General features: G+C 69.9%; 18 protein-coding genes. 10 read left to right on the forward strand and 8 right to left on the reverse strand.

What is annotated here, in order from left to right; genetic code table 11:
• Nucleotides 1–2 precede the first annotated feature (2 nt).
• From QWI33_RS02200 to QWI33_RS02210, 3 genes are all read left to right on the forward strand, one after another.
• Nucleotides 3–896, forward strand: coding sequence for a TIGR01777 family oxidoreductase (locus QWI33_RS02200; protein ID WP_289954414.1), 894 nt, complete (start codon nt 3–5; stop codon nt 894–896).
• Between the two features lie 141 nt (nt 897–1,037).
• Nucleotides 1,038–1,592 carry a hypothetical protein gene (locus QWI33_RS02205; RefSeq protein ID WP_289954416.1) on the forward strand — a complete coding sequence of 185 codons (555 nt, stop codon included), beginning with the start codon at nt 1,038–1,040 and terminating at the stop codon, nt 1,590–1,592.
• A 266-nt stretch (nt 1,593–1,858) separates the two neighbouring features.
• Nucleotides 1,859–2,434 (forward strand): hypothetical protein, encoded by a 576-nt coding sequence (locus QWI33_RS02210; RefSeq protein ID WP_289954417.1) that lies wholly within the window; start codon nt 1,859–1,861, stop codon nt 2,432–2,434.
• Here the strand turns inward: QWI33_RS02210 and QWI33_RS02215 are convergent.
• Entirely contained in the window at nt 2,382–3,413 is a 1,032-nt protein-coding gene (locus QWI33_RS02215) for an LLM class flavin-dependent oxidoreductase (protein ID WP_289954419.1), read from the reverse strand. The two genes, QWI33_RS02210 and QWI33_RS02215, sit on opposite strands and share 53 nt — an antisense overlap.
• 38 nt (nt 3,414–3,451) lie before the next feature.
• Nucleotides 3,452–4,813, reverse strand: a complete 1,362-nt coding sequence (locus tag QWI33_RS02220) for a class II 3-deoxy-7-phosphoheptulonate synthase (RefSeq protein WP_353895378.1) — start codon at nt 4,811–4,813, stop codon at nt 3,452–3,454.
• 168 nt (nt 4,814–4,981) lie between these two features.
• Between QWI33_RS02220 and QWI33_RS02225 the strand changes: the two genes are divergently transcribed.
• A complete protein-coding gene (locus QWI33_RS02225) occupies nt 4,982–5,605 on the forward strand; it encodes a cyclodeaminase/cyclohydrolase family protein (RefSeq protein ID WP_289954422.1) in 624 nt (207 codons plus the stop codon).
• Nucleotides 5,602–6,450 (forward strand): bifunctional 5,10-methylenetetrahydrofolate dehydrogenase/5,10-methenyltetrahydrofolate cyclohydrolase, encoded by an 849-nt coding sequence (locus QWI33_RS02230; RefSeq protein WP_289954424.1) that lies wholly within the window; start codon nt 5,602–5,604, stop codon nt 6,448–6,450. Before QWI33_RS02225 ends, QWI33_RS02230 begins: the two co-directional genes overlap by 4 nt.
• A gap of 196 nt (nt 6,451–6,646) precedes the next feature.
• Here QWI33_RS02230 and QWI33_RS02235 read toward each other — a convergent pair whose 3' ends face one another.
• Nucleotides 6,647–7,399 (reverse strand): hypothetical protein, encoded by a 753-nt coding sequence (locus QWI33_RS02235; RefSeq protein WP_289954426.1) that lies wholly within the window; start codon nt 7,397–7,399, stop codon nt 6,647–6,649.
• Between the two features lie 223 nt (nt 7,400–7,622).
• Between QWI33_RS02235 and QWI33_RS02240 the strand changes: the two genes are divergently transcribed.
• Nucleotides 7,623–8,018 carry a hypothetical protein gene (locus QWI33_RS02240; RefSeq protein ID WP_289954430.1) on the forward strand — a complete coding sequence of 132 codons (396 nt, stop codon included), beginning with the start codon at nt 7,623–7,625 and terminating at the stop codon, nt 8,016–8,018.
• 117 nt (nt 8,019–8,135) lie between these two features.
• Entirely contained in the window at nt 8,136–8,342 is a 207-nt protein-coding gene (locus tag QWI33_RS02245; protein WP_289954432.1) for a hypothetical protein, read from the forward strand.
• Nucleotides 8,343–8,509: 167 nt separating this feature from the next.
• On the opposite strand, the gene QWI33_RS02250 is transcribed toward QWI33_RS02245, so the two are convergent.
• Complete coding sequence (locus tag QWI33_RS02250; protein WP_270114282.1) at nt 8,510–9,535, reverse strand: 6-phosphofructokinase; 1,026 nt, start codon at nt 9,533–9,535, stop codon at nt 8,510–8,512.
• 109 nt (nt 9,536–9,644) lie between these two features.
• Nucleotides 9,645–10,199: a polyadenylate-specific 3'-exoribonuclease AS gene (locus QWI33_RS02255; RefSeq protein ID WP_289954435.1), complete on the reverse strand. Its 555-nt coding sequence runs from the start codon at nt 10,197–10,199 to the stop codon at nt 9,645–9,647.
• Nucleotides 10,200–10,528: 329 nt separating this feature from the next.
• On the opposite strand from QWI33_RS02255, the gene QWI33_RS02260 reads away from it, so the two are divergent.
• On the forward strand, nt 10,529–11,218 hold the full coding sequence (locus tag QWI33_RS02260) for a Crp/Fnr family transcriptional regulator (RefSeq protein WP_030158415.1): 690 nt from the start codon (nt 10,529–10,531) through the stop codon (nt 11,216–11,218).
• A gap of 220 nt (nt 11,219–11,438) precedes the next feature.
• Here QWI33_RS02260 and QWI33_RS02265 read toward each other — a convergent pair whose 3' ends face one another.
• Complete coding sequence (locus QWI33_RS02265; RefSeq protein WP_289954442.1) at nt 11,439–12,110, reverse strand: lysophospholipid acyltransferase family protein; 672 nt, start codon at nt 12,108–12,110, stop codon at nt 11,439–11,441.
• Between the two features lie 219 nt (nt 12,111–12,329).
• Here QWI33_RS02265 and QWI33_RS02270 point away from each other — a divergent pair, with 219 nt between their 5' ends.
• Together QWI33_RS02270 and QWI33_RS02275 are read left to right on the forward strand one after the other, a co-directional pair.
• A complete protein-coding gene (locus QWI33_RS02270; protein WP_289954444.1) occupies nt 12,330–13,100 on the forward strand; it encodes an alpha/beta hydrolase in 771 nt (256 codons plus the stop codon).
• Entirely contained in the window at nt 13,093–13,617 is a 525-nt protein-coding gene (locus tag QWI33_RS02275) for a hypothetical protein (RefSeq protein ID WP_289954445.1), read from the forward strand. Before QWI33_RS02270 ends, QWI33_RS02275 begins: the two co-directional genes overlap by 8 nt.
• A 298-nt stretch (nt 13,618–13,915) precedes the next feature.
• Here the strand turns inward: QWI33_RS02275 and QWI33_RS02280 are convergent, their stop codons facing one another.
• Complete coding sequence (locus QWI33_RS02280) at nt 13,916–14,545, reverse strand: alpha/beta fold hydrolase (protein ID WP_289954447.1); 630 nt, start codon at nt 14,543–14,545, stop codon at nt 13,916–13,918.
• Nucleotides 14,542–15,891, reverse strand: coding sequence for a flavin-containing monooxygenase (locus QWI33_RS02285; RefSeq protein WP_289954449.1), 1,350 nt, complete (start codon nt 15,889–15,891; stop codon nt 14,542–14,544). The genes QWI33_RS02280 and QWI33_RS02285 overlap by 4 nt, the downstream gene beginning before the upstream one ends.
• Between the last annotated feature and the right edge of the window lie 18 nt (nt 15,892–15,909).

The raw sequence follows: 15,909 nt of genomic DNA on the forward strand, positions 1-15,909 counted from the left end.
GTATGCGGATCGTCATCGCCGGGTCGAGCGGCTATCTCGGCAAGCCCCTGATGGATGCCCTTGAAGGCCTGGGCGAAGGCCACGACCTCGTGCGGCTGGTGCGCCACCGCCCCGACGAGGAGAACGAGATCGTCTGGGACCCGTACCAAGGGCCGCTGGACCCGCAGATCCTCGACGGGGTCGACGCGGTCGTCAACCTGTGCGGGACCAGCGTGGGCGGCAGGCGCTGGAACGCCGCGTACAAGAAGCGCATCGAGACCAGCCGGGTCGTCCCGACCACGGTCCTCGCCGATGCGGTGGCCGCCGCGAAGGTTCCGGTGATGGTGAACGCCTCCGCGGCCGGCTGGTACGGCGACCGCGCCGACGTCGAAGTGGACGAATCGACCCCGGCGGCGGCCGACTTCCTCGGGCGGCTCTGCCTGAAGTGGGAGTCGGCGGCGGCCGCGGCGGAGGAGTCGGGCGCGCGGGTGGTCAGACTGCGGACCGGCCACGTGCTCGGCCCGGGGAGCGTCCTGCTCGACCGGTTCGTACCGGCATGGAAGTGCTTCCTGGGCGGGCGGTTCGGCAGCGGACGCCAGTACATGCCCTGGATCTCATTGCGCGACTGGGTCGGCGCGGCGGTCACCGCCATCGAGGACGAATCAATCCGTGGCCCGGTCAACATGGTCGGCCCGACCCCGATCACGAACCGCGAGTTCGCCAAGGCCCTGGGCGCGGCGGTCCATCGCCCGACCCCGTGGATCATCCCCGGCTGGGCGGTCAAGGTCGTCGCGGGCGAGGCCGCGATCGAACTCCTGCGCGGTGCCCGGATCAAGCCGGGCGTCTTGCAGGCCAACGGATTCGAGTACCAGGACCAGACGCTCTTCGAAGCCCTGAGGTACGCCCTCAACGACTGACAAGTCCTCATCAGCGCCGCACTCGAGACCGGTCCCCGGATGTGGGGCCGGTCTCGAGCCCTTTGCGAACGCCGCGCGATCCGATAAGTTGAACATGTTCAACTGAACATGTTCAACTAATCCCCTCGTAAAGGATCGACGATGCCCGCACCAGAACCGGCTGAACCCGACCGCCAGCAGTCGGACACCCCCGATGTCGAAGAACCGATCCTGGTCCGGCCCGTGCCCCCTCACCCCTGGCCCAAAGCCATCAGCACCGCACGGTCGCTTACCGGCATACAGGTCGCGCTGGTCATGATCTGCGGAAACTGCTCCTTCGGGCTTCCGCTCCTCGGCGCGATCGCCTGGGTCACCGAGCGACTCAGCCAACATGGGAACGCCGACGATTACGTGATTCTCTGGACCTGGGTCGTCGGCTTCGCGGCGATCGTCACCTACGCCTACTTCACCAATCGCTGGGCCGGCCGGGCGGACCGCCGGGCGCGGACCACGATCATCATCGGAACGGCGGTGCTGGTCGGATTCACCGCCTTGACCATCGGGTTCGTGACCATGTTGGATCCGCAATTGATCAAGTTCGTCCTCATTGCCGCCGCACCCTCCCTCATCCTCCAGGCGGTCGTCCTGCGATGCGTCTACGGCGGGGAAGGCCGCGACTGGTTCGGCGACGACGAAGCGGTGCGGACGGACGGCTGAACCCCAAGGGGCCTGCGGCGGACCAGGGCCGCAGCCGTCGTCGCCTTGGTCGTGCTCGCCACGGTCGCCTCCAATTCGGGGGGACCCGCGATGACGTTCTTGGCATTCCCGTGGTTCACGCACCAGGTCGCAACCATCGTGCGGCTGTTCACGCCCAGCGCGAACCTCTGGTTCCGGTACGGCGTGGGTCGCACGGCTGTGTACGCGGACCGGGCTGGTAGCGACGCGGTCTTACACTTGGTGACCCGCCTTCGAAGGACCCGCCCATGTACACGCCGCCCGCCACACCCCTGCCCCCGGAGCTCCTGCACCGCAAGCCCGGGACGGTCACCGCCGCCCAGGTCATGCTCTGGCTGCAGTTCTCGTTCCTGATCTGCTGCGGGGCGGGCAGCGGGCTGACCGCCATGTTCTGGTCCGAGGCGCTGAACTTCAGCGACTTCGGGTTCGAGGACGACCTTTCGCAGGGCTTCGAGAACCTCGCAGCGCTCGTCACCCTCGTCATCGCGGCGACCATCGCGCTGGTGATCCTCTTCGGCATCCTCGCGGTCAAGATCGGCGCGGGCCGCCGCTGGGCGCAGATCGTGACCATCGCGGTCATGCTGCTGGCCTTCGTGTCCGGGTTCATCGGGATCTACACCGGTTTCGAGACGAGCAGCGACGTGGGCGCGCCCGCCGACGGCACGCGCCTGATCTGGACGCTCCTCAGCCTCGCGATGCCGCTCGTGACCCTGATCTGCCTGTTCACGGGCTCGGCGAACCAGTGGTTCCGCCAGCGCGGGCGCGAACCGCTCAGGGGGCTGCCGCCGCAGAGCCCTCCGGCAGGTCCGTACCGCTCGTACTGAGCGCCTCGCCGAGGGCGGCGATGTTGTCGCCGATCGCTTCCGGGTCGCCGATGCCCTCGACCATGAGGAGCTGGCGGCGGACGCCGGTCTTCTCGGCGGAGGCGGCGAGCCGTTCGGCCACGTGGTCGGCCGGTCCGACGGCGTGACGTTGGATCATCCAGTCGACGTAGGCGGCGTGGTCGCGTTCGCCGCGCCCCGGTTTGAGGCTCACGTACTGGCCGACGCCCCTGGTCAGGAGTTCCGTGAGGGACGACCGCAGGCGGCCCACCGTGTCGGGTGTGTCGGCGATCTGCGCGAGGTGCGTGGAGACGTGCTCGGCGGCGTCGGGGTCGAATCCGGCGGCTTCGGCTTCGTGCCGCCAGGCGTTGAGGAGGGCGACGTGGTCGTCGTCGGGGGCGTGCATCCCGAGCAGGAGCGGGAGGCCGTGGCGTCCGGCGAGACGGGCGGTGCCTTCGCCGGTGGCGGCGACCCAGACGGGGCGTCCGGTGCCGGGGGGCATGACGCGCACGGGCAGGACGTCGAAGAACTCGCCGGCGTGGGCGACTTCGGCGTCGCCGGAGAGCCAGCGTGTCAGGAGTCCCAGGCTCTCTTCGAAGCCGCGTTCGTACCGGTCGAGGCTGGAGTCGAAGACGTCGAGGTCGATCCAGGGGCCGCCGCGTCCGACGCCGAGGCGGAAACGGCCGGGGGCGAGGGCGTCGAGGGTGGCGGCCTCCTCCCCGAGGGCGACCGGGTGGCGGTTGGAGAGGACCGCGACGGCGGTGCCGATCTGGAGGCGCTCGGTGGCGGCGAGGAGGTGGGCGGCCATGAGCGTCGCGGAAGGGCTCGCACCGTACTCGATGAAGTGGTGCTCGGCGGTCCACACGCCGTCGAGGCCGGCTGTTTCCGCTTGCCGCGCATAGGAGACGACTCGGCGGAGTGCCGCCGCCGGTGCGATGCCGGGGAACACTCCGCCGAGGAGGAAGAGATCGTGTGCGGTCATCCGCTCACTCTATGGGCCGTCCTTTTTGATGAACAGCCTTAATGGCGCAGCATCTCCGCGACGAGGAACGCGAGCTCGAGCGACTGCTGCGTGTTGAGCCGCGGGTCGCAGGCGGTCTCGTAGCGGTCGGAGAGCTGGTCGTCGCGGATCTCCTGGGCGCCGCCGACGCATTCGGTGACGTCCTCGCCGGTGAGTTCGATGTGGATGCCGCCGGGGTGGGTGCCGGTCTGGCGGTGCACTTCGAAGAAGCCGAGGACCTCGTCGACGACCTGGTCGAACGCGCGGGTCTTGTAGCCGGAGGCGGATTCGTAGGTGTTGCCGTGCATGGGGTCGCACTGCCAGACGACCTTGCACCCGGCGGCCTGGACCTTCTCCACGATGGGGGGCAGGACGGTGCGGACGTTCTTGTGGCCCATGCGGGTGATGATGACGAGCTTCCCGGGGATGTTGTCCGGGTTGAGCTTCTGGCACATCTCGACGACGCCTTCGGGCGTGGCGCCCGGGCCGATCTTGCAGCCGACCGGGTTGGCGACGCGGGAGAGGAAGTCGATGTGGGCGCCGCCGATCTGGCGGGTCCGCTCGCCGTTCCACAGCATGTGGCCGGACAGGGCGTAGGCCTTGCCGTTGAAGATGCGGGTGAGCGCCCGGTCGTACTCGATGGCGAGCATCTCGTGGGAGGCGAAGACCTCGGCGGTGTGGAGGTTCTCGTCCTCGACGCCGCAGGCGGCCATGAAGCGCACGGCGCGGTCGATCTCGCGGCCGATGGCCTCGTAGCGCTCGCCGGCCGGGGAGGTGCGCACGAAGTCCTTGTTCCAGTCGTGCACGGCCATGAGGTCGGCGAGGCCGCCGCGGAGGTAGGCGCGGAGCATGTTCATGGTGGCGGCGGAGTTGGCGTAGGCGCGGATCATGCGCTGCGGGTCGCAGACGCGGGCCTCTTCGGTCGCTTCGAGCGAGTTGAACATGTCGCCGCGGTAGACGGGCAGGCCGAGCGAGTCGAGCGCGGCCGAGCGCGGCTTGGAGTACTGGCCGGCGACGCGGCCGACCTTGACCACGGGCAGCGAGGCGCCGTAGGTGAGCACGACCGCCATCTGCAGGAGCGTGCGCATGTTCGCGAGCACGTGGTGCTCGGTGTTGTCGATGAAGGTCTCGGCGCAGTCGCCGCCCTGCATGAGGAAGGCGCGGCCTTCGCAGACCTCGGCGAGGAGCTCGCGGAGGTGGTCGACCTCGTAGGGGGCGACGATCGGCGGGACGCCGGCGAGGACCCCGGCGACGTCTTCGACCTCGGCGTAGTCGTCCCAGGGGGGAACCTGCTCGCGGGGCAGGTTCCGCCAGGCGTCGAGCTGATAGCGCTCGGCTTCCTCCGCGTCGGCGACGACGGGAACGAGGCCAGGGTTTCGCAGATCATGCCATTGGCGGTTCACGCGGTAATCGTACGTGGCGGCGGCGCGGGGGCACCACGATGATTTGCGTGTCTCAATGGGTGAACCCTCACAGGCGCGGGCGGGCGGCGCGACACACCGGGACCGGTGAGGACATCCCACCTTTGGGGGCGCGTCTAGGCTGGCCGGGTGCGCGAGACGACTATTGATGACTGGCTGACCGACCTCGCTTCGGAGCTTCCGGCTCCCGGCGGCGGCGCGGCGGCGGGGATGAGCGCGGCCATGGCCGCCGCCCTGGTGTCCATGGTGTGCAACCTGACGATCGGGAAACCGAAGTTCGCCGAACACGAGGCGGTGATGCGGGAGGCCCTGGCCGAGGCCGAGCGGCTGCGCGGGGAGGCGCTGCAGCTCGCGGAGGACGACGCGGAGGCGTTCTCGGGCGTCGTGGCCGCCTACAAGCTGCCGAAGTCCTCCGATGCGGAGAAGGCGGCGCGGACCGCGGCGATCCAGGCGGGCCTGGTCGAGGCCGCGGCGGTGCCGCTCGCGGTCGCGAAGGTGTCGGCCGAGGTGATCAGGCTGTCGGGGCGGGTCCTGGAGGGGTCCAACCCGAACGTCCTGTCGGATGTGGCCGTGGCGGCTTCGGCGGCGAAGTCGGCGCTGGAGTCGGCGGCGCTGAACGTGGACATCAACGTGGTCGCGATCAAGGACCCGGCGGAGCGGGAGCGGCTCGCGAGCACGCTCAACGAGGCGCTTCAGGCGAAGGTGCAGGCTGAGGCGATCATGCAGATCGTGGCGAAGAGGATTCGGGCATGAGTGACATCGACGGGCGCGCGGTCGCGTCGGACATCCGCGCGGCGGTCGCCGCCGACGCGGCGCGGCTGCGCGAAGAGGGCATCGTGCCGACCCTGGCGGTCGTGGTGCCGACGGACGACGAGGGCACGGCCTGGTACGTGCGCTCGATCCGCAAGGCCGCGGAGAAGGAGGGCATCGACTGCAGGGTCGAGCACCTCAAGGACCCCGGCAAGGACGAGATCACCGCGAAGCTCCAGGAGCTCTCCGCGGACCCGTCCGTGCACGCCGTCATCTGCCAGACGCCGCTGCCGGAGGGCGTGACCCTGTCGCAGGTCGGCGGGTACATCAGCCCTTATAAGGACGTGGACGGCGCGAACTCGGAGAGCCTGGGCCGCCTGGCCGCCGGGCTGCGGACGTTCGCCCCGGCGACGGCCGCGGCGGTGCTGGAGCTGCTCAAGCGCGAGGACCTGGTCCTCGAGGGCGCCAAGGCGGTCGTGGTCGGTCGGTCCACCGTGGTCGGCAAGCCTGCGGCGCTGCTGCTGCTGAACGAGTCGGCGACGGTGACCGTGTGCCACTCGCGCACGAAGGACCTCGCCGCGGTCTGCCGTGAGGCGGACGTGCTCGTAGCGGCCGTGGGCCGCGCCGGGATGATCGGCGCGGACTTCGTGAAGCCGGGCGCCACCGTGATCGACGTGGGCACCAACCCGACCGAGGACGGCGGACTGGTCGGCGACGTCGACTACGACTCGGTCGCCCCGGTCGCCGGCAGGCTCACCCCGGTCCCACGCGGCGTCGGCCCGGTGACCACCGCGCTCCTGCTGCGCCACACGGTGATGGCGGCGGAGCTGACGAAGACCCACGGCTAGGCGGCACCACAAGAGGCATCGAGGCCGACCACCCGGACAGGGAGGTCGGCCTCTGTCGTGCACGCCGAACGCGGTCGGTGCCGTAGGGCCCTGCACCTGCACGGCGCCGCAAGCGTTCGCCGCGGCCGGCCCCCGGTATCGACGCTAGCGAGGCATACCTGAAGGGGCGCTGAAGCATCTGACGGCCCCTGCCGTCTCATGCTCGGTCGAGGCAGTCGGCCAGGGCCGGGAGGAAGTCCATGAAGCGGGCGCGCTGCTGGTGGGTGTCGGCGCCGGTGCCGTCGCTCTTCCAGGTCACGAGCCAGCCCTCCTTCGCCGCCCACGACCAGCGGAACAGGTCCAGGCCCGCGGCCTCCGCCGCGGCGGCGACCTTCATCGCGCGGACCGGGTCGTCGGTGTGGAGCTGCCGGGGCACCGGCCGGAAGAACCGGTCCAGGGCGTCGGCGGTGAACCGCCCGATGCGGCCGCGCTGGCGCGGCTGCGGGCGGGGCAGGTCCGGCAGCGCGATCGCCTGGTAGCGCGCCCTGCGCGGATGCCAGTTCCCGGCCATCGCGGCGTCGCCGTCGAGGAGCCGGTGCTGCACCATGTCGGGTCCGGCGCGCCGCAGCCGGACGGCATTGCACCGCAGCTGGTAGATCGAGCCCGCGGCCGTCGCGTCGAGCGCGCTGAACCCGAAGGCGGGGCGGCCGCCCCACACGCCGTGCATCCACCCGCGCACATGCGCGACCGGGAATCCAAGGCGCCCAAGGTCATCCAGCACCACCGCGGTCTCGCCGCCCAGATCCTCGGACTGGAGTTCGGCGCGGAACGCGAGCCGGTACTTGCGGGCGAACTGCTGCCAGCCCGCGAGCGCGGCGCGGGCCTCGCGTTCGGCCGCCGGGTCGAGCCCGGTCTCGGTCGCGAGCACGGCTCCCGCCCGTTCGGCGCCGCTCTGGCCGACCTGACCCACCACAGGTTCCTCCCACTGTCGATTCACGAGCACTGTATGGCGGCGGGGCAAGGCCGTCCTCCCCCAATTCGCGCCGACATGCGCCCGGCACCGGCACGCCGCCGCTCCGGCCTCCGGAACGAGTGCCGTGGCCTCGGAAAATAACTCCAAGTGGCGGATACCCGACAGACACACACGATTGCCGGACGTAGCGTTAAGGCTTCCCACGCAGAGGAGGTTGCGTATGACACGTCGTCTCGCATTCGTGGCGACCGTCGCCGCCATGATCGTCTCGGTCTCGAGTCCGGCGATGGCGTTCCAGCACGACAGGGTCCAGAACCCGGTGGTGCACTGGGCACTCGACATCGCGATCCTCGCCATCGTGGTCGCTCCGATATGGACGGCCCTGCTTTGGGGCAAGGGACGCAGCAAGTGGCTCCTGGCAGGCCTGATCGCCTTCGTGCAGCTGCCGGTCGCGGTCCTCGGCTTCTCACCGAGCGCCTCGGCACTGTTCGCCGGCAGCGGGCTGTTCCTCGGCCTCGCGCTCACGACCGCCGCGATCTGGTACACCCGCAGGGTGACCCGCCAGGAGCGGGCCGCTCGGCTCGCCCAGGAGGAACTGCCGGGCGAGGCCGCCTGAGCCGAGGGCGAAACCGGTGAGCCGGTCGCCGTCGCGCAGCAGCCGGAACACCGGGCAGCCTTGGAAGGGACCGTCGAAACCGCCGGTCGCGGGGTTGCGGTAGGCGTGCCACGAGCAGTGCGCCTCGCCGACCCAGCCCCAGGCCCGGTGCGTCTCGGCCCCGCCGAAGCGGTAGACGCCGACACTGAGGGTCCGGTCGCCGACCGGGCGCCGGTAGAAGTCGGCGTCCAGACCCGGCACGGGAGTCGTCTCGAAGTCGATGTCCGGCAGGGTCTTGTGATACGTGAAATCGGCGAGATGCGGGATCTCGCCGATTTCCTCTAGAGAAGCCACGGGCACACCTGGTCTAACGACCGGGCGTGCCCGTGGTTGCGCTCTGACAGTGCTTTATGGCCGGTCCGGCTTCAGCTCCCCTTCAGGTTCCCCCCACTACTGTGGAAAACCGGGGGGCCTTCCCCAGGGCCCGGCAATGCTTTCGGTGTGCCCGTCGGCTACACGCCGAAGAACACCTCGGCGTCGGCGTAGCGCTCGACCGGGACGGTCTTGAGCACGTCGGTGCCTTCGTTGATCGGGATGCGCACGACGTTGGTGCCCTGGAGCGCCATCATCTTGCCGAAGTCGCCCTCGTTCACGGCCGCGGCGGCCTCGAGGCCCAGGCGGGTCGCGAGCACGCGGTCGAACGCGGTCGGGGTGCCGCCGCGCTGCAGGTGGCCGAGGATGATCGCGCGGGTCTCGATCTCCGCGCGCTCCTTGATCTCCTTGGCGACCCAGTCGCCGACGCCGCCGAGCTTGACGTGGCCGAACGCGTCGACCTCGCCGTCCTTGAGGACCATGCCCTCCTGGGCGTGCGCGCCCTCGGAGACGGCGACGATGGTGGCCTTGCCGGCCTCCTTGCGCTCCTTGACGAAGTTCGCGACCTTCTCGATGTCGAACGCGACCTCGGGGATGAGGGTGACGTTCGCGCCGCCGGCGATGCCCGCGTGCAGCGTCATCCAGCCCGCGTGGCGGCCCATGATCTCGACGACGATGCAGCGGTCGTGCGAGTCGGCGGTCGTCCACAGGCGGTCGATGGCCTCGGTCGCGATGTTCACCGCGGTGTCGAAGCCGAAGGTGTAGTCGGTGCCCGAGAGGTCGTTGTCGATCGTCTTCGGCACGCCCACGCAGTTGACGCCGTCGGCGGTCAGCTTCGTGGCCACACCCAGGGTGTCCTCGCCGCCGATCGCGATGAGCGCGTCGACGCCCAGCGCGGCCATGTTCTTCTTGATGGCCTCGACGCCGCCCTCGATCTTGTAAGGGTTGGTGCGCGAGGAGTGGAGGATCGTGCCGCCCTGGTCGAGGATGTTCTCGACCGAGTCCCAGTCCAGGGGCTGGGTGATGCCCTCGATGGGGCCCCTCCAGCCGTAGCGGAAGCCCACGAACTCGTGGCCGAATTCCTTGCTGCCCTTGCGGACCGCGGCACGGATGACCGCGTTGAGACCGGGGCAGTCACCGCCGCCGGTGAGCACGCCAATGCGCATGTGTCTTACTCCCTGGAGTGAGGACTGGTAACTGGGCGGCCCCATTGCCGAAACACGCCCAGCCTATATCGGCGACCGGGGGCGGCGACCAGGGGTTCGGCAGGTCCGTCTAGCGGCGCGTATCGACCGGGCCGTACGCGGCGCGCTCGGCGCGGAACCCCTCGAGGGCCTTCCAGCGGGCGAGGTTGAGCCTGGCGTCGGTGAGCGCGTCGTGCATGTCGGCGTCGGGCGTCGTCGGCAGCTCGGGACGGCCGAGGTCCTCCCAGCGCTGGCGCAGGTCCTTGGTCATGCGCGGCAGCGCCCGCGGCAGCTCGGGCATCGTGCCCCACAGCTGCGCGAGCACGACGTGGTCGTAGGCGCCGATCCAGGCCCACAGCTCGACCCGCTCGCCGGGGTGGGAGCCGGTCTTCCGGCGCACGGGCGAGACGAGGAACTCGTAGAGCTCGTCGCGGATCGTGGCGCGGTTCTTCCACAGCGAGCTCGCGGGGGGCGGGAGCTTGTCGAGGACGTTGCGGCGCACCCAGTCGATGGCGCGGGAGGGGTCGAACTCGGTCGACACGGCGTAGTACTCGCGACCCTGCTCGTCGACGACGGCGATCGAGACCAGTTCGATCGTGCGACCGTCCTCGATGAACTCGCAGTCGTAGAAGTATCGGTACGCCACGCATCGGCCTTTCGTATGATCTCGAGCGGTCTTTTTCGGCCGTTCTTGGACCCCACCCGTATGTCGCCGGACTGGAGTCGACGCTACGCCATACGATCATGCAGCCGGAATCTGACCTCGCGATCCGCACGCGGGCGATGCGATACCGGACAATCGACGCAAAAGCACGTAGACTTGATCGTACACTCGGTCGAGCGACAAGTGCGCCGTCTGGACACATGGCCCAACGGAGCGTGAAGTTTCCGACACCGGGCTCTGTACAACGACGGAAAAGACAGCGATCATCGGAGGGAACCCGCGGACCCGGGACCCACCGAAGGGGGAGAACTATGGGTGTCAGCCCATCTGAAGACCCGCTTGCAGGCGTCGCCATGTTCGCCGGCCTCGACCCGCAGGCACGGCGGCAGATCGCGGGGGTGGCGGTACAGCGCCACTACCGGCGTGGGCACCTCCTGTTCTTCGAAGGCGAGCCGGGCGAATCACTCATCATGATCCGGTCGGGTGCGGTGAGCGTGTTTCGCACCGCCGCGACCGGCGAGCGCGCGATGCTCCACGTCGCCCGCGCCCCCGAGGTGCTCGGGGAGGTCTCCCTGCTGGACGGATCGCCCCGGTCGGCCAGCGCGGAGGCGCTCGAGGACACGTCGGCCCTGGCGCTGGCGCGGTCGTCGTTCCTCGAACTGGTGCACGGGAACCCGAAGATGCTGGACGCGGTGCTGCGGTCGATGGGCATGATCGTGCGGCGGCTGACCGAGCAGTCCTCCGACCACGTGTTCCTGGATCTACCGGGGCGGGTGGCGAAGACGCTGGTGCGGCTGGCGGAGCAGCATTCGTCGCCGATGACGACGATCGAGTTGAACCAGACGCAGCTGGCGGAGATGGCCGGCGGTTCGCGCCAGAGCGTGAACCAGGCGATCGGGATCTTCGCGAACCGCGGCTGGCTGCGCACGGAGGGCCGCAAGATCGTCGTGGTGGACCTCCCGGCGCTGCGGCGGCGGGCAGGCTTCGGCGGAGCCGAATAAAAAAGTATGGTGGCGGAGCCGAATAAGAAGCATGGTGGCGGAGCCGAATAGAAGGCGCAGTCGCGGAGCCGAATTAAGCAGCACCGTGGCGGAGCCGAAGAAGGCACAGCGACGGAGCCGAACAGCAAGCACAGCGGTGGGTTCGAAGAAGAATTACGGTGGCGGAGCAAACCACCGCGGCAGATCCGAATAAGGCGCCGGACGACCCCGACCCCGACGGCTACTGCTTGTCCTTGAACTTCGCGGCGTACTCGTCGACGTAGTCCTGGCCTGAGAGCGCCCTGAGGGCGTCCATGACCTCGTCGGTGACGGCGCGCTCGATGAAGCGGTCGCCCACGAGCTCGCGGTAGCGGTTGAAGTCGAGCGAGGGCCCGAACCTGATCTTGACGCGGCCGATGCGGGGGATGCGCTTTCCGATGGGCTGCAGTTCGCCGGTGTTGAGCATCGCGACGGGGACGACCGGCGAGCCGGTCTGGAGGGCGAGGCGCGCGACGCCGGTCTTGCCGCGGTAGAGGCGGCCGTCGGGCGAGCGGGTGCCTTCGGGGTAGATGCCGAAGAGGCGGCCTTCGGAGAGGACGCGCTTGCCGGTGTCGAGCGAGGCGCTGGCGGCGTCGCCGCCGGCCCGGTCGACGGGGATGGCGCCGACGGCCTTCATGAAGGTGCGCACGAACCAGCCTTTGAAGCCGGTGCCGGTGAAGTACTCCTCTTTCGCGATGAACGTGACCCGGCGTTTGACGACCAGGGGCATGAAGAAGGAGTCGGTGACGGCGAGGTGGTTGGAGGCCAGGATCACCGGGCCGTCCTCGGGCACGTGTTCGAGCCCTTCGACCTGCGGCCGGTACACGACCCACAGCAGCGAGCCCAGCGTCGCCTTCAGCACCCAGTAGATCACGCGTTCAAGCGTATCGGTACCGGTCAATCCGTCTGACGTCGAACGCTCCCCGGTGCCCGTTCGGTGCGGCGGGGTGTCCCGCGCGGTGGCGATGGGCGGCGGACGCGTGCGAGAATGGGCAAGCGGCGCGAAACGGGACCGCCCGGCCGTGCGGCCTGCGGGCCGTGCACGAGCCCTTGCGGTTTCCGCGCCCCGTCATTCAGCTACCCGGGAGGCGACGTGACGAACGATTCCGAGGAGTTCACGTTCGACCTCGGTGCCGACGCCAAGGCCACGATGGTGCTGTGCCACGGGTTCACCTCCGATCCGGCGAGCATGCGCCCGTGGGGCGAGTACCTGCGCGACCAGGGCTTCAATGTGATCTCTCCGCTGCTGCCGGGCCACGGCGACACGTGGCAGGTGCTGGCGAAGGCGACGTGGCAGCAGTGGTACGCCCGGCTCGAGCAGGCGCTGGACGAGGCGCTGGCGCTGGGCCGGCCGGTGTTCGCGGGCGGCCTGTCGATGGGCGGCTCGCTGTGCCTGAGGCTGGCCGAGCAGCGCGGCGGCGACCTGTCGGGGCTGGTGCTGGTGAATCCGGCGATCTTCGACGACAAGCCGCAGGGGTTCCTGGCGCCGGTGCTGCGGTACGTGATGCCGAGCGTGGCTTCGATCGGGTCCGACGTGAACAAGCCGGACGTGCGGGAGAAGACGACGTCGCGGACGCCGGTGGCGGCGTATGCGTCGCTGCGGCGGTTGTGGCAGGTCACGCGGCCGGAGCTGGCGCGGGTGACGGTGCCGCTGCGGATCTTCACGAGCGCGGAGGACCACGTGGTGAGTCCGCGCAACAGTGCGGTGATCCGGGCGGGCGTGCGTTCCAAGGATGTCGAGTCGACGGTGCTGCCGCGGAGCTTCCATGTGGCGACGCTCGACTACGACGCTGAGACGATCTTCTCCGGGAGTGTCGAGTTCATGAGCCGGCAGGTGGTCAAGACCCGAGGTGTCCATGACTGACCGCAGTGAGCAGGAGGGCAACGGCGAGCCCGAGAGCAGTGAGCAGGGCGGCGGGAGCGGCCGTGAGGAGTTGCGTCCCGAAGACGTCGACCGGCGCTTCAACGAGCTCATCAAGGGCTTGGGGGACACCGGGAGCGGGCTCGTGAAGGGGCTCGACGCCGAGGAGCATCCGACCGAGGTCGTGCCGATGACGCCTCCGGTGGCGTCGTCTTCGTCGGACGACGAGCCGACGCTGCTGGACCTGTGGGACGCGGAGCTGCCGGACGACGACGACGAGGACGACTACGAACCGCCGGAGCCGCCTCCGGTGCCGTGGCCGAGCCTGCCGGCGGTCGGCGGCCTGCTGCTCATCATCGGCGGCATCACGCTGCTGGTGAATCCTGGCATCGCGCCGCTGGGGACGAATCCGGGGCGCCTGGTCGGGTTCGTGGGGTTCCTGATCGGCGTGTGGCTGCTCATCAGCCGCCTGCGCCCGGACAAGGAGCCGGACGACACCGACGACGGCGCGGTCGTATAAGGCGCCCGGCCTTCCGGGCGCTGCCCCGAACGGGTGAATCTTCGGAAGCGGCGGGCCTGGCCCGATCCGGCTTCAGCTCGGCTTCAGGTTCGCCTGGTTAGCGTCGAAACCGGGGGCCTTTCCCTGCGCCTGCACGGACACTCGGCGTGCACCGAAACGGCGGGCGCCCTCCTCCCGACGACCGGCTTCAGCTTCGCTTCAGGTCGCTTCAGCTCGGCTTCAGGTTCGCCTCGGTACCGTGGAAAACCGGGGAACCAAACCCAGCCCGCCGCAGTGCTTTCGGCGTGCGCCGGGATCGCTACTTCTGTGCGTCGAGCCAGGACAGGACCGTGTCGAGGAGTCCTTCGGCGGCGCCGCCCTTGAACACGTCGTCGGGGGCGCCCGCGAAGGTCAGCGGCGTGATGCCGTACTCGTCGGCGACCGTCTGGACCTCCTTCGACTGCGTCTCGGACTCGCCCACCACCAGCAGCACCGGCGGCTCGCCCACCGGTTTCGGGAGCTGCTTCGGGAAGCCTCGCGGCGACACGAGCACCAGGCCCGCCGCCGGGTAGCGCCCGGCCGCCAGCGCGGCCCACGCCGCCCCCTCGCCGTGTCCCATGAGGACGGTCTGGCGGGGCACGGTGACCGCGGCCTGCACGACGTCGTGGGCGCGGGCCTCCAGGCCGCCGTCGGCGGCGGGCGTGCCGCCCTGGCCGCGCACGCTCACGGCTGCCGCGTACCGGCCCGTTGCGGCGATCCGCTTGAGCCACAAGGCGTTGAAGGCCGCCGCTCCGGCCGGGTCGCCGGTGCAGCAGAGCACCGGGTTCGTCTCGGGGTTGTCCTTGATCTCGATGTCGAAGAGGTCGGCGGGCTCGAAGACGGCGATCTCGCGCCGTACCGGGACCGGCTCGGGGGTGCGGGCGCGCCGGACCCAGGCGGTGAGGCTCATTTGGCGGGCTCCTGTTCGAGGGTGTCGATGATGCGGCCCAGGCTGGCCAGGTACTCCTCGGCATCGACCACGAGGCGGCGGCGCGGGTCGACGTGCTCCACCGCGTGCTGGCTCGATTCGGCGTTGACCTGCTGCTTGAAGCTCTCGGCGCGTTCGGGGTCGCTCTTGCGGATCTGGAGCCAGCGCGCGATCGCGTGGGTCTGCCAGTGGACGATCGGCAGCACGCCGACGCCGGGTTCGACGAGGCCGGCGACGGCCAGGGTCTGGGCTTTGGGCGAGAACATGCGGGCGAACAGCTTCGGGGCGGGGTCTTCGCGGGTGCCGCCGAGGAGTTCCGGTGCGACGCAGGCGATCTTGGGCTGGTAGCCGGTGGCGAGGACGACGAGGTCGGGGCGGATCTCGGTGCCGTCGGCGAACGCGACGTCGAACCCGTCGAAGCGGGCGACCTCGCCGCGGCGCTTGATGGAGCCGTCGCCCACGTGCTCGAGGTAGCGGCCGTTGCGCACGGGCTCTTCGTCCTCCGGGCCGTGGGCGGGGGTCTCGATGCCCATGCGTTCGGCGAGTCGCTTGGGGCCCTTGAGGGTGCGGTCGGCGAGGAAGCGGCGCAGGAACTTCGGGCGGGAGGCGAGGCGGGCGAGCGCGTAGTCGGAGGGTTCGCCGCCGAGGTACTTGGGCAGGTGCCAGGTGCCGCGGCGTACGGAGTGGACGCAGCCGGCGGCGTTCACGGCGGCTTCGCAGGCGATGTCGACGCCGGAGTTGCCGCCGCCGATGACGAGGACGTGCTTGCCGCGCAGACGGGACGGGTCCTTGAGCTGCGAGGAGTGGAGGACGGTGCCGCGGAACTCGTCGAGGCCGGGGTAGGACGGGAGGTTCGGGGCCCAGTGGTGACCGGTCGCGATGATGACGGCGCCGTAGCGCAGGCGCCGGGCGGCGCTGCCCGCGGCGGGTTTGACGACGACTTCGAAGCGGGCGCCGTCGACCGGTTCGAGGTGGGAGATCTCGGAGCCGTACCAGATGTGCTCGGAGAGCCCGAAGTGCTTGGCGTACGAGGTCAGGTACTCGAGCATCTGGGTCGCGGACGGGTAGTCCGGCCAGTCGTCGGGCATGGGGAAGTCGGGGATCTCGGTCTGGGACCGGGAGGTGACGAGGTGGGTGTTGGGGTAGAGGGCGCTGTGCTGGTTCTGGGGGTTCCACAGGCCGCCGAGCACGGTGTCGCGCTCGTAGCAGTCCACTTCGAAGCCGTTCTCGCGGAGGTTCTTGACCGCGATGAGGCCGGATGCTCCGGCGCCGATCACGCAGACGGCCTCGCCGCGGTCGTAGGCGGCCTGGGAGGAGTACTCCTGCAAGGGACGGTCTCCTTCGAT

It is taken from the genome of Glycomyces tritici (assembly GCF_030403505.1).